Raw genomic sequence first — 12,748 nt, forward strand, 5'->3', positions numbered from 1 at the left:
AGGGCGTCGGCTCAGCGCAAGACGCCGAGCCACACCAGCCCCAGCCACAGCCCCACCGGGACCGCCAGCGTCAGCACGGTCAGCTTGAGCAGCTGCCACCAGTCGTTCAGGAACTCGCGCATGGGCCGAGGGGAGCAGGGGAGGGGAGACCGCCTTTGCGCTCAGCTCCACCCTGTTCCGGCGGAGGCTCCTCGCGGGGGCGGGGTCTTTAAACTGCGGGACATGACCCTCCACGACCTCGCCGGGCAGCCCGCGCCGCCTTCCCTCCTGACCAACATCCCGCGCCTGGTGGCCCACTACTACGAAACGCGGCCCGACCCCGCGCAGGCGTTCCAGCGCGTCTCTTTCGGCACGAGCGGCCACCGGGGCACGTCCCTGAATGGCTCGTTCAACGAGGCGCACATCCTCGCCGTCGCGCAGGCGGTCGCGGAGCACCGGGCGGCAGCGGGCATCACCGGGCCGCTGTACCTGGGCCTCGACACGCACGCCCTGAGCGAACCCGCTTGGATGACGGCGCTGTGCGTGCTCGTCGCCAACGGGGTGCGGGTGCGTGCCCAGCCCGGCTTCTTCACGCCCACGCCGCTGGTCAGTCACGCCATCTTGAACCACAACCGCGCTGCTCCGGACGGCGCGGCGGACGGCATCGTCATCACCCCCAGCCACAACCCCCCCCAGGACGGCGGCTTTAAATACAACCCGCCGTCGGGCGGCCCCGCCGACACCGACGTGACGCGGGCGGTGCAAAACCGAGCGAACGCCCTGCTGGAGAGCGGCTTGCGCGACGTGCGGCGCGTGAGCTTGGACGACGCCTTGACCGCGCTGGAGCCGTTCGACTTCATCACGCCGTATGTCGCCGAACTCGGCGAAGTGATTGACCTCGCGGCCATCCGGGAAAGCGGGGTGCGGCTGGGTGTCGACCCCCTGGGTGGCTCTGGCCTGCCCGTGTGGGAGGCGATTCGGGACATGCACGGCCTCCACCTCACCATCGTCAATGAGACGGTCGACCCTCGCTTTGCCTTCATGCCGCTCGACCGCGACGGCAAAATCCGCATGGACTGCTCTAGCCCCCACGCGATGGCGGGGCTGCTGCGCCTGAGGGGTGACTTTGACGTGGCCGTCGGCAACGACCCCGACGCCGACCGTCACGGCATCGTGACCGAAGGCGGCCTGATGAATCCCAACCACTACCTCGCGGTCATGATTGATTACCTCTTCCGGCACCGCCCCGGCTGGAGCGCGGAGGCGGGCGTGGGTAAGACGCTGGTGTCGAGCGCCCTCATCGACCGGGTGGCGGCGGGCTTGGGGCGGCGGCTCGTCGAGGTGCCCGTCGGCTTCAAGTACTTCGTGGAGGGCCTGCTGTCCGGCTCGCTGGGCTTTGGCGGCGAGGAGAGCGCGGGCGCGAGCTTCCTGCGCATGAACGGCGGGGCGTGGAGCACCGACAAAGACGGCATCATCCCCGGCCTGCTCGCTGCCGAAATCACCGCCAAGACCGGGCAGACCCCCGCGCAGCGCTTCGCGGCCCTGACCGCGCAGTACGGCGAAACGGCCTATGACCGCCAGGACGCGCCCGCCACCGCCGCCCAGAAAAAGGTGTTGTCCAACCTCAGCCCGGAGGAGGTCACGGCTTCCACCCTGGCGGGCGACCCCATCACCGCGAAGCTCACCCGCGCCCCCGGCAATGGCCAGAGCATCGGCGGCCTGAAGGTCACGACCGAGCACGCCTGGTTCGCCGCTCGGCCCAGCGGCACCGAGGACGTGTACAAAATCTACGCCGAGAGCTTCAGGGGCGAAGCGCACCTGCGGCAGGTTATGGAAGAAGCCCGCGAGGTCGTGTCGGCGGCCCTGCGGGCTGGGGGGGCCGCGTGACCCCCGCCGCGCACACCGTCATCACCCGCGAGGAAATCACCGGGGTCGAGTTCGACTGGTTTGCCGCCGACGCTGCCGGGCACATCGGGCAGTTCATGGCGGCGGGCGACCCCCACGTGCCGGGGGCGGCCCTCGTCTCCGAGGAACTCCTCGAAGCCCTGCACGTCTGGATTGACACCCGCCCCGAACGCGAGGAGGCCAACGCGCTCGCGGGCGGCTTTGACGAACACCTCACCCCGCCCCAGCGCCGGGGGGCTTACGTCTACGACCATGTGCCCGGCGAACCCGGCGTGTACCGCCTGGTGGCCGCGCCCCGCCAGCCCCTGCACGTCTCCGAGCTGCCAGAGCACCTGCGGGCCTACCTCACAGACCTGACCCTCCCCCTGCCCCTGGGCACTCCCCGCCTGCGGGTGGACCAGGCGGGCGGCGCCGAAGAGTGCCCCGGCTGAGGGATGGGCCAGGGCCAGCAAAGCAGGGCCAGCCAAAGGGGCAAGAAATAAGGCGTGCGCCCCGTCCTTGCGCCCCTGACGCCGCAGGCGGTATGCTACTCCGGTTGACAACGGCCCGGTACGGGGTTGCACCAGGGACGTTGTTCGGCACGCGCGGGACCGGGGCCGGGTGCTGACGGCCTAGAGCGGCACTTCCCGCGTCGATCACCTCGGCTGTTTCCTGTCAACCCGTTCCTGCTCCCGCCCTCCGCAGAGGGGGGCGCGTGGGCGGGACAAGCCGCACGAAGTGCCAGCAAAGCACCGTGCCCAGTAAGGAGTGATTCACCCTGCCTACCACCCAGCAACTGCTCCGCAAGGGGCGCGCCACCCTGCAAAAGAAGAGCAAGGTTCCGGCCCTCAAGGGCAGCCCTTTCCGCCGCGGCGTGTGCACGGTCGTCAAGACCACCACCCCCAAGAAGCCCAACTCGGCGCTGCGCAAGATTGCCCGCGTGCGCCTCAGCAGCCAGTTTGAGGTCACGGCTTACATCCCCGGCGAGGGCCACAACCTCCAGGAACACTCGGTCGTGCTCATCCGCGGGGGCCGCGTCAAGGACCTCCCCGGCGTGCGTTACCACATCGTGCGCGGCACCCTCGACACCCAGGGCGTCAAGGACCGCAACAAGAGCCGTTCCAAGTACGGCACCAAGAAGCCCAAGGCGGGCGCTGCCGCCGCTGGCAAGAAGAAGTAACGGCGGGTCCCGCCCCGGCAAAGCCACAACGGAATACTGGAATACTTAAGAGGTAAGGAGCTACAGCATGGCACGTCGCCGCAGAGCAGAAGTGCGCCCCCTCCAGCCCGACCTGGTCTACCAGGACGTGCTGGTGAGCGCGATGATTAACCGCATCATGGAAGACGGCAAGAAGAACCTCGCTTCGCGCATCTTCTACGGAGCTTGCCGCCTGGTGCAGGAGCGCACCGGTCAGGAGCCGCTCAAGGTCTTTAAGCAGGCCTTTGACAACGTCAAGCCCCGCGTCGAGGTCCGCAGCCGCCGCGTGGGGGGCAGCACCTACCAGGTGCCCGTCGAGGTGAGCGCCCGCCGTCAGCAGAGCCTGACCCTGCGCTGGATGCTCGCCGCGGTGGAAAGCCGCCCCGAACGCACCGCCATCGAGCGTCTCGCGGGCGAAATCATGGACGCCGCTCAGGGCCGCGGCGGGGCCATCAAGAAGAAAGACGACGTGGAGCGCATGGCGGAAGCCAACCGCGCCTACGCCCATTACCGCTGGTAAGACGGGCCACAACGGGACGGAAGTGGGCTGCTCCGCTTCCGCCCACGTTCCCAAGGGAGTCATCATGACCACCAAAGCGCAGAGTTATCTCACGCACTTCCGCAATATCGGGATTGCCGCGCACATCGACGCGGGCAAGACTACGACCACCGAGCGCATCCTGTACTACACCGGGCGCAACCGCAACATCGGCGAGGTGCACGACGGGGCCGCCACGATGGACTGGATGGAGCAGGAGCGCGAGCGCGGCATCACCATCACGGCGGCGGCCACCACCGCCAAGTGGAAGCGCTCCGGCACCGACGACGAGTACACCATCAACATCATCGACACCCCCGGCCACGTGGACTTCACCATTGAAGTCGAGCGCTCCATGCGCGTGCTGGACGGCGCAGTGGCGGTCTTTGACTCCTCGCAGGGCGTCGAGCCGCAGTCGGAAACGGTGTGGCGTCAGGCCGACCGCTACGGGGTGCCCCGCATCGCCTTCTCCAACAAGATGGACAAGACGGGCGCGAGCTTCGAACTCGTGGTGAACGACATCCGCGAGCGCCTCGGCGCGATTCCGGCCCCCATCCAGTACCCGATGGGCCAGGAAAGCGAATTTAAGGGCATCATCGACCTCGTGCGTCAGCGGGCCTACACCTACACGAACGACCTGGGCACCGAAATCCAGGAGCACGACGTGCCTGCCGAGTACGCGGACAAGGTCGCCGAGATGCGTCAGCAGCTCATCGAAGCCGCTGCCGAAGTCGACGAAGACCTGATGATGATGTACCTCGAAGGGCAAGAACCCAGCGTCGAGCAGCTCGTCGCGGCGATTCGCAAGGGCACTATCGAGAAGCGCATCTTCCCGGTGCTGTGCGGCTCTTCCCTCAAGAACAAGGGTGTGCAGCTCCTGCTCGACGCGGTCGTCGATTACCTGCCCAGCCCGCTGGACATCCCCGCCATCAAGGGCACGACCGAGAGCGGCGACGTCATCGAGTACCCTGCCGACCCCGAAGGCAAGCTCGCGGCGCTGGCGTTCAAAATCATGGCTGACCCCTACGTGGGCCGCCTGACCTTCGTGCGCATCTACTCCGGCACCCTGCAAAGCGGGTCGTACGTCTACAACGCTTCCAAAGAGAAGCGCGAGCGCGTCGGTCGCCTGCTGAAGATGCACGCCAACAGCCGCGAGGAAGTTACCGAACTCAAGGCCGGGGAACTCGGCGCCGTGATTGGCCTCAAGGACGCGGGCACGGGCAACACCCTGATTGGCGACGGCGACGAGCGCGTGCTGCTCGAAAGCATCGATGTGCCGGAGCCGGTCATCAAGCTGGCCATCGAACCCAAGACCAAGGCTGACCAGGAAAAGATGGCCATCGGCCTGCAAAAGCTCGCCGAAGAAGACCCCACCTTCAAGGTGGAGTCTGACCCAGAAAGTGGCCAGACCACCATCGCCGGGATGGGCGAGTTGCACCTCGAAATCCTGGTGGACCGCCTCAAGCGCGAGTACAAGGTGGATGCCAACGTGGGGGCGCCGCAGGTGGCCTACCGCGAGACCATCACCAAGCCGGTCGAGGTGGACAGCAAGTTCGCTCGCCAGTCGGGTGGTCGCGGTCAGTACGGTCACGTCAAGCTGCGGGTTGAGCCGCTGGAACCCGGCGCGGGCTTCATCTTCGAAAACGCCGTTGTGGGCGGCACCGTGCCCAAGGAGTACATCGGGCCGGCCCAGAAGGGTGTGGAAGAAGCCATGCAGAGCGGCCCCATGCTGGGCTTCCCGGTCGTGGACCTCAAGGTCACCCTGTACGACGGCAGCTACCACGAGGTCGACTCCAGCGAAATGGCCTTTAAGATTGCGGGCAGCATGGGCCTCAAGGAAGCCGTCCAGAAGGGCAGCCCCGCCATCCTGGAACCCATCATGCGCGTCGAGGTCACCACGCCGGAGGAGTACATGGGCGACATCATCGGCGACCTGAACAGCCGCCGGGGTCAAATCCAGGGCATGGAAGCTCGCGGCAACGCGCAGATTGTGAAGGCCTTTGTGCCCCTCTCGGAGATGTTCGGCTACGCCACCGACATGCGTTCCAAGACCCAGGGCCGCGCGAGCTACTCCATGTTCTTCGACCACTACTCGCCGGTGCCCACCAACCTCGCCCAGCAGCTGATGAAGAAGTAGATCGCCCCCAGGCGACCACCGCGTCAGCCGCCGCAAGCGTCCCCCACGGGGGGCGCTTTTTTTCCTGTTTGTTCATGGGGTTTTTTATGGGCTTCGCGTTGATGAGCCTCGTGCTTGTTGGGGGAGTGAATGCTTTAGCCTGCTCGCATGAGTGCGCCTGCTCCTGCTCCGCTGGCCCGGCCTCCTCGCCTGGGGCTGCTGACCACCCCCCTCCTCATTGCCCTGATTTACAACGCCATCTCGCTGCTCACCCTGCCCTTTTCCGGGCCGACCATTCGGCAACTGCTCGCGGAGTTGGCGGCAACGACGGGCCAGCCCCCCCTTCAGCTCAGCGACGCGCAGATTCAGACGGTGCTGTGGCTGTCGTTTGCGCTCACCTCGGCCCTGGTGCTGTGGCTGTACGCCACCCGGCGGGCGGTGTTGGAGGGACGGCGCTGGGGGTGGGTTTCCACCCTGGTGATTGCGGTCCTGAGCCTGCTCGTCTTGCCCTTGGGCACGGTGCTGGGGGCCGTGATGCTCTTCGGCCTCTTTGACCGCGAGGTGCGGGCCTATCTGCACCGTTGAGGCCCGCTGAGCGTGGGGCCGCGGGGCTTGCAGCTCCGGGCCGGATTAGGTAGCCTAACAAGTCGGTGCGGCAAAAGGCGCTGCTTGATGCCGCAACGTGCCAGCAAGGCAGGACACTGCCCTGGCGGGAATCAACCCAATGTGGGAGCGCGCCCACAGACCCGATCAAAGGGTTCTTTTGGCGTGCCCACCCACCGCTTGGAGGAACGAAGATGGCAAAAGGAACGTTTGAGCGGACGAAGCCTCACGTGAACGTGGGGACGATCGGGCACGTCGACCACGGAAAGACGACGCTGACGGCGGCGATTACCTTCACGGCGGCGGCGATGGACCCCACCGTCGAAACCCTGGCCTACGACCAGATTGACAAGGCCCCCGAAGAAAAGGCCCGCGGCATCACCATCAACACCTCGCACGTCGAGTACAACACCGCCACCCGCCACTACTCGCACGTCGACTGCCCCGGCCACGCTGACTACGTCAAGAACATGATCACCGGCGCGGCCCAGATGGACGGCGCGATCCTGGTCGTCTCCTCCGCGGACGGCCCCATGCCCCAGACCCGCGAGCACATCCTGCTCGCCCGTCAGGTCGGCGTGCCCTACATCGTCGTCTTTATGAACAAGGTCGACATGGTCGACGACGAAGAACTGCTCGAACTCGTGGAGATGGAAGTGCGCGAGCTGCTCTCCAAGTACGAGTTCCCCGGCGATGACCTCCCGGTGGTCAAGGGCAGCGCGCTGCAAGCCCTCGAAGCCCTGCAAGCCAACCCCAAGACCGCCCGCGGCGAAAACCAGTGGGTGGACCGCATCTGGGAACTGCTGGACGCGATTGACTCGTACATCCCCACGCCGGAGCGTGACACCGACAAGGCGTTCTTGATGCCGGTCGAAGACGTGTTCACCATCACGGGCCGCGGCACGGTGGCGACGGGCCGCGTGGAGCGCGGCATCGTGAAGGTGCAAGACGAAGTGGAAATCGTGGGGCTGCGCGACACCAAGAAGACGACGGTGACGGGCGTGGAAATGCACCGCAAGCTGCTCGACCAGGGCATGGCGGGGGACAACGTGGGCGTGCTGCTGCGCGGGGTGGCGCGTGACGACGTGGAGCGCGGTCAGGTGCTGGCGAAGCCAGGGTCCATCACGCCGCACACCAAGTTCGAGGCCAGCGTGTATGTGCTGTCCAAGGACGAGGGTGGTCGTCACTCGGCGTTCTTCGGGGGGTACCGCCCGCAGTTCTACTTCCGCACGACGGACGTGACGGGCGTGGTGGAGCTGCCTGAAGGCGTGGAGATGGTGATGCCCGGCGACAACGTGACCTTCTCGGTGGAGCTGATTAAGCCCATCGCCATGGAAGAAGGCCTGCGCTTCGCCATCCGCGAGGGTGGCCGCACCGTCGGCGCCGGCGTCGTCACCAAGGTCCTGGAGTAACCTTCCACCTGCCGGAAGAGGGCCGCACATGGCCCTCTTCTTTCTTCTTTGGATGCACTCCTTTGAGGCTACCCGCTCGCATTTGTGTTCCTTGGGTGGACACTCCCCGCCGCACTGCCTATAATCCCAATGTTGCCCGCCCCAAGGCGGGCTTTTACCAGCGCCGCCCATGAGGGGCCGGAGAGCTGGGAGCGCCGATATCCCCAGGGCGGCGCGAAAGGAGCAGCATCATGGCGAAAGACGGACCGCGCATCATCGTGAAGATGGAAAGCACCGCTGGCACGGGCTTCTACTACACGACCACCAAAAACCGCCGCAACACTCAGGCCAAGCTCGAACTGCGTAAGTACGACCCGGTGGCCAAAAAGCACGTCGTGTTCAAGGAAAAGAAGGTCTGAGGTCGCGGTGGGGCCTGCCCTCCTCTAAGGCGGCGTCCCCAGCAGCGGCTCTAGCCTTTCGCCCCACGTGACGGGCAAGGTGAGCGCATGAATCTGATGCAGTATTTGCGGGATTCCCGTGCCGAACTCGCCAAGGTGACCTGGCCGACGCGTCAGGGCGTCATCGAGGGCACGCAGGCCGTGCTGATTTTCGTGGTGGCCCTGACCCTCATCGTGTTCGCGATGGATTCCCTCTTCGGCTTTCTCGTCCGGGCGGCGCTGCCATGAGCATCGAGTGGTACGCCGTCCATACCTACGTGGGCCAGGAAGACCGGGTGCAGCAGCACCTGCTGGAGCGTGCCCGCAAGCTGGGCATGCACCAGACCAAGATTTTCCAGGTCCTGCAACCCACTGAAAAGACCATCGAAATTCAAGAAGGCGGCAAGAAGGTCGAGGTCGAGCGCAAGCTCTTCCCCGGTTACGTCTTCGTGCAGATGGACGTCGAGGATGACGACGCGCCGGGCGAACTCGGCGAGTCGTGGGAGGTCGTGCGCGGCACGAGCGGCGTGACCGGCTTTGTGGGTACGGCCACCCGCCCGGTGCCCCTCTCCCCCGAAGAGGTGCAGCGTCTGCTCGCCTCGGTGGGGGTGGCGGCCCAGGCCCCGGAGGAAGCTGCCCCGCGCATCAAGGTGGACCTCAAGCCCGGCGACATGGTCCGGGTCACGGGCGGCCCCTTTGCCGACTTCAGCGGCGTGGTGAGCGAGGTCAACGCGCCGCAGGCCAAGGTCAAGGTCTTGGTCAGCATCTTCGGGCGCGAGACGCCGGTCGAACTCGACTTCACGCAGGTCAGCAAGTAATCCCCCTGGGGCGTGGGCTTGGCAGACCGCTCCCGCGCCCTGTAGAGTAACGAAGTTGCTGTTTGCCGGTTTCCCGTGCGGCACCGCGAACAGAACTTAGCGCCAGCACCCCGCCGGGTTCCCGTGACCCGCCGGGGGAGCTAAGGAGGACACATGAAGAAAGTTGCAGGGCTGGTCAAACTCCAGCTGCCCGCCGGCAAGGCCACTCCGGCCCCGCCCGTGGGTCCCGCGCTCGGTCAATACGGCGCGAACATCATGGAGTTTACGAAGGCGTTTAACGCGCAGACGGCGGACAAAGGCGATGCCATCATCCCCGTGGAAATCACCATCTACGCGGACCGCTCCTTTACCTTCATCACCAAAACCCCCCCGATGAGCTACCTGATTCGTAAGGCGGCGGGCCTGCAAAAGGGCAGCGCAACGCCCAACAAGGCCAAGGTCGGCAAGCTCAGCTGGGACCAGGTCCTGGAAATCGCCCGCACCAAGATGCCCGACCTCAACGCCGGCAGCGTAGAGGCCGCGGCCAACACCGTGGCCGGAACCGCCCGCTCTATGGGCGTGACCATTGAGGGGGCGCCCCATGCCTAAGCACGGCAAGCGTTACCGCGCCCTGGCGGAAAAGGTGGACCGCACCAAGCAGTACACCATCGACGAAGCCGCCGCGCTCGTGAAGGAACTGGCGACCGCCAAGTTTGATGAGACGGTCGAAGTGCACTTCCGCCTCGGCATTGACCCTCGCAAGAGTGACCAGAACGTGCGCGGCACGGTCGCTCTGCCCCACGGCACCGGCAAGACGGTGCGCGTGGCCGTCATCACCAAGGGGGACAACCTCGCGGTGGCCGAAGCGGCAGGTGCGGACGTGGTCGGCAGCGACGAGCTGATTGAGCGCATCGCGGGCGGTTTTATGGAGTTCGACGCCGTCGTGGCGACCCCCGACATGATGGCCCAAATCGGCCAGAAGCTCGCTCGCCTGCTGGGGCCGCGCGGCCTGCTGCCTAACCCCAAGAGCGGCACGGTGGGGCCTGACGTGGCGGGTATGGTGCGTGGCCTCAAGGCTGGACGCATCGAGTTCCGCAACGACAAGACGGGGGTGGTGCACGCACCCATCGGCAAGGCCAGCTTCGAGCCGGGCAACCTCAGCGCCAACTACCAGGCGCTGGTGTCAGCCCTCGAAGCTGCCAAACCGGGCAGCGCCAAGGGCGTGTACCTGCGCAGCGCTTACCTCACCACCACGATGGGGCCGAGCATTCCCCTCACGCTGAGCGCCCAGGCCCAGGCCTAAGGCCCACTCCTCATGGGGAGGAGCGGGAGGGCAGAGTCCCTCTTTCCTCCCCCTCCCATTCAGCACCCCGGTGCGCCCTGCGGCCCACCTTTGCAATCATTCCGGCACCGTAGACAGCGGGGACCCTTGCCAGGTTTAAACATCCCGCCGAGTTGTCAGGGCGCGAGGAGCGTACCTGGACTTGTTCACCACAAAGGAGGTTCCCAGTGGCGAACGCACGCAATCAGCAGAGCCTCAGCAGCCTGCAAGAGAGCCTCAAGGGCGTCGAGACGTTCTATGTCGTCGACTACCAGGGCCTGACCGCCGGGCAGCTGAGCCGCCTGCGCAAGGACATCCGCGAGAAGGGTGGGCAACTGATTGTTGCCAAAAACACCCTGATTCACCTCGCCCTTCAGGGCGGCGGCCAGGACTTCAGCGACACCCTCAAGGGACCCAGCGCAATCGTGCTGGCCCACGAGGACCCCGCGGGGGTCGCCAAGACCCTCAGCGACGCGGCCAAGGGCAACGACCGCGGGATTCCCGCGATGAAAGGTGGCCTCGTTGAAGGCCGCCGCGTGGACGTGGCCGTCATCGAGCGCCTGGCCAGCTTGGGCAGCAAGCAGAGCCTGCAAGGCGAGTTCGTGGGGGTGCTCTCCAGCCACCTCTCGAACTTCGTCGGCATCCTGGAAGCGTACCGGGACAAACTGGGCGCAGGCAGCGCCGAAGCCCAGGGCTAACGCTTTCCTTCTCACCCCCTTTCTCTCTATTCCACCCACCTACCGGAGGACATCACCATGGCTTACGACAAGCAGGCTCTGATTGACCAGCTCAGCTCCCTCACCATCATGGAACTCGCCGACCTCATCGACGGTCTCAAGGAGACCTGGGGCGTGACCGCCGCCGTGGCGATGGCTGGCCCCGCCGCCGGGGGCGCTGCGCCCGCTGCCGAAGAGAAGACCGAGTTTGACGTGGTGCTCGTGGACGCTGGCGCGAGCAAGATCAACGTCATTAAGGAAATCCGCGCCATTACCGGCCTGGGCCTGAAGGAAGCCAAGGACCTCAGCGAAAAGGGCGGCACCCTCAAGGAAGGCGTCAGCAAGGAAGACGCCGAGAAGATGAAGGGCCAGCTCGAAGCGGCGGGCGCAAAGGTCGAACTGAAGTAATCCCCCCTTCTCACCGGGAGTGCAGCCCCCTGCGAAAGCGGGGGGTTTTCTTAGTGTGGCCTATACCACGATTGCCGGGGGTGGGCCGGGGCATAGTAACCGGGTTGTTTTCCAGGCAGATTCCCTAGCGGAGCGCGGTAAACAGTGCGCGTATCCGTTTCTGCCGTTTGGAAAGCAGCCAGGAGTCATCATGGCAGTAGGCAGAGTGAAGTGGTTTAACGCGGAGAAGGGGTACGGATTCATCGAGACGGAGGGCAGCGAGGACGTCTTCGCGCACTTCAGCGCCATCCAAGCCCAGGGCTTCAAGAAGCTCAACGAGGGCGACGAGGTCGAATTCGAAATCGAACCCGGCCAGCGCGGCAAGGGTCCTCAGGCCAAGAACATCGTGGTGACAAAGGCTGCCCCGGCCCCCGCCTACGGCGACCGTCCCCGCCGCGACGACCGCTGGTAATCTTTCCCTGAACTTTGAACCCCCCAGCTTCCGGGCCGGGGGGTTTTTGTGCTGCCACGGGCCTCAGCGCAGCTCGCGCCGCAACTCCGCCGCCATCTGGAACCACTCGCGTTCCTGGCGCTTGTAGAGGGGGGTGGCCCGGCGCTCGGTCTTTTCCATCGCCTTGAGCAGGGCCTCGGCTTCGGCCCGTCGCCCCTGCCTCAGCAAAAAGGCGGCGTAGCGGGCGCGGGGTTCTTCGGTGGTCGCGGCGGTCATCGCCTCGCGGTAGGTGGCGTCGGCCTCCTGCGCTTTGCCCTGGGCCGCTTGCGCCTGAGCGAGCAGGGTGAGGGTGCGGGTGCGGGTAGCCGCGCTCGTCCGCAGGTCGACCCGCGAGAGCAGCGTCTCGGCGGCGGCGGGATTCTGACGGGCCAGCTCTAGCTCGGCGCTCGTGAGCAGCACGACGGGGTCGTCGGCGTAGATGCCCCCCAGCAGGGGCGCGAGGGTGGCCTGCGCCTCTTCGGGGCGCCCAGCGCGAGCTTGCAGGGCGGCCAGATGGGTGCGGTGGGCCAGCGTATCGCTCTCTTCGACGCGGGCCTGAGCTTCGCGGATGCGGGTGTCGAGGGGCTTGATGGCCTCGACGCCGCGAGCGACCGCCTGCCCCGCCACGCGGCTGCGGCCCCGCAACCACGGCACCACCACCAGAAAGGTGTACAGCACGGTGCCTATCAACCCGAAGAAGCTCCCAAACAGCGCTCCAAACACGAGCAGAAAGGTCCAAAACAGTGGCTGTCGGGTCAGCACGGCGTGGACGAGGCCCACTACCGCCAGGCCGCGAATCACGGTCAAGATGAGGGGAAGGTAGGGTTGCCAGTCCACGTCCCCCATCCTAGTGCACCCCCCGCGCTGGCGCCCCGCGGGAAGCCGAAGAGC

At 66.1% G+C, this 12,748-nt stretch carries 16 protein-coding genes; 15 read left to right on the forward strand and 1 reads right to left on the reverse strand.

Annotation, left to right across the window (positions count from 1 at the left end):
• Positions 1-222: 222 nt before the first annotated feature.
• From pgm to H565_RS0104540, 15 genes are all read left to right on the forward strand, one after another.
• Entirely contained in the window at positions 223-1,866 is a 1,644-nt protein-coding gene (gene pgm, locus H565_RS0104470; RefSeq protein WP_027459988.1) for a phosphoglucomutase (alpha-D-glucose-1,6-bisphosphate-dependent), read from the forward strand.
• Complete coding sequence (locus H565_RS0104475) at positions 1,863-2,315, forward strand: hypothetical protein (protein WP_027459989.1); 453 nt, start codon at positions 1,863-1,865, stop codon at positions 2,313-2,315. The genes pgm and H565_RS0104475 overlap by 4 nt, the downstream gene beginning before the upstream one ends.
• A gap of 326 nt (positions 2,316-2,641) precedes the next feature.
• On the forward strand, positions 2,642-3,043 hold the full coding sequence (gene rpsL, locus H565_RS0104480; protein ID WP_027459990.1) for a 30S ribosomal protein S12: 402 nt from the start codon (positions 2,642-2,644) through the stop codon (positions 3,041-3,043).
• A 67-nt stretch (positions 3,044-3,110) separates the two neighbouring features.
• On the forward strand, positions 3,111-3,581 hold the full coding sequence (gene rpsG, locus H565_RS0104485) for a 30S ribosomal protein S7 (protein WP_027459991.1): 471 nt from the start codon (positions 3,111-3,113) through the stop codon (positions 3,579-3,581).
• Positions 3,582-3,642: 61 nt separating this feature from the next.
• Positions 3,643-5,736: an elongation factor G gene (gene fusA / locus H565_RS0104490; protein ID WP_200870668.1), complete on the forward strand. Its 2,094-nt coding sequence runs from the start codon at positions 3,643-3,645 to the stop codon at positions 5,734-5,736.
• Between the two features lie 147 nt (positions 5,737-5,883).
• Positions 5,884-6,300 (forward strand): hypothetical protein, encoded by a 417-nt coding sequence (locus H565_RS0104495; protein WP_027459993.1) that lies wholly within the window; start codon positions 5,884-5,886, stop codon positions 6,298-6,300.
• A 212-nt stretch (positions 6,301-6,512) separates the two neighbouring features.
• Positions 6,513-7,730 (forward strand): elongation factor Tu, encoded by a 1,218-nt coding sequence (gene tuf, locus H565_RS0104500; RefSeq protein ID WP_027459994.1) that lies wholly within the window; start codon positions 6,513-6,515, stop codon positions 7,728-7,730.
• Between the two features lie 230 nt (positions 7,731-7,960).
• Positions 7,961-8,128 carry a 50S ribosomal protein L33 gene (rpmG, locus tag H565_RS0104505; RefSeq protein ID WP_027459995.1) on the forward strand — a complete coding sequence of 56 codons (168 nt, stop codon included), beginning with the start codon at positions 7,961-7,963 and terminating at the stop codon, positions 8,126-8,128.
• A gap of 87 nt (positions 8,129-8,215) precedes the next feature.
• Positions 8,216-8,395: a preprotein translocase subunit SecE gene (gene secE, locus H565_RS0104510; RefSeq protein WP_027459996.1), complete on the forward strand. Its 180-nt coding sequence runs from the start codon at positions 8,216-8,218 to the stop codon at positions 8,393-8,395.
• The gene (nusG, locus tag H565_RS0104515; RefSeq protein ID WP_027459997.1) at positions 8,392-8,964 is read left to right on the forward strand and encodes a transcription termination/antitermination protein NusG; all 573 of its coding nucleotides are present in this window, start codon (positions 8,392-8,394) and stop codon (positions 8,962-8,964) included. The genes secE and nusG overlap by 4 nt, the downstream gene beginning before the upstream one ends.
• Before the next feature lie 153 nt (positions 8,965-9,117).
• Positions 9,118-9,552, forward strand: a complete 435-nt coding sequence (rplK, locus tag H565_RS0104520) for a 50S ribosomal protein L11 (protein ID WP_027459998.1) — start codon at positions 9,118-9,120, stop codon at positions 9,550-9,552.
• Entirely contained in the window at positions 9,545-10,246 is a 702-nt protein-coding gene (rplA, locus tag H565_RS0104525; protein WP_027459999.1) for a 50S ribosomal protein L1, read from the forward strand. Before rplK ends, rplA begins: the two co-directional genes overlap by 8 nt.
• A gap of 206 nt (positions 10,247-10,452) precedes the next feature.
• Positions 10,453-10,962 (forward strand): 50S ribosomal protein L10, encoded by a 510-nt coding sequence (gene rplJ / locus H565_RS0104530; RefSeq protein ID WP_027460000.1) that lies wholly within the window; start codon positions 10,453-10,455, stop codon positions 10,960-10,962.
• Positions 10,963-11,019: 57 nt separating this feature from the next.
• A complete protein-coding gene (rplL, locus tag H565_RS0104535; protein ID WP_027460001.1) occupies positions 11,020-11,388 on the forward strand; it encodes a 50S ribosomal protein L7/L12 in 369 nt (122 codons plus the stop codon).
• 190 nt (positions 11,389-11,578) lie between these two features.
• A complete protein-coding gene (locus H565_RS0104540) occupies positions 11,579-11,839 on the forward strand; it encodes a cold-shock protein (protein ID WP_027460002.1) in 261 nt (86 codons plus the stop codon).
• 63 nt (positions 11,840-11,902) lie between these two features.
• On the opposite strand, the gene H565_RS0104545 is transcribed toward H565_RS0104540, so the two are convergent.
• A complete protein-coding gene (locus H565_RS0104545) occupies positions 11,903-12,694 on the reverse strand; it encodes a hypothetical protein (protein ID WP_027460003.1) in 792 nt (263 codons plus the stop codon).
• Positions 12,695-12,748 lie beyond the last annotated feature (54 nt).

Origin of the sequence: Deinococcus murrayi DSM 11303, from assembly GCF_000482805.1 — a bacterium.
Lineage (GTDB): Bacteria > Deinococcota > Deinococci > Deinococcales > Deinococcaceae > Deinococcus > Deinococcus murrayi.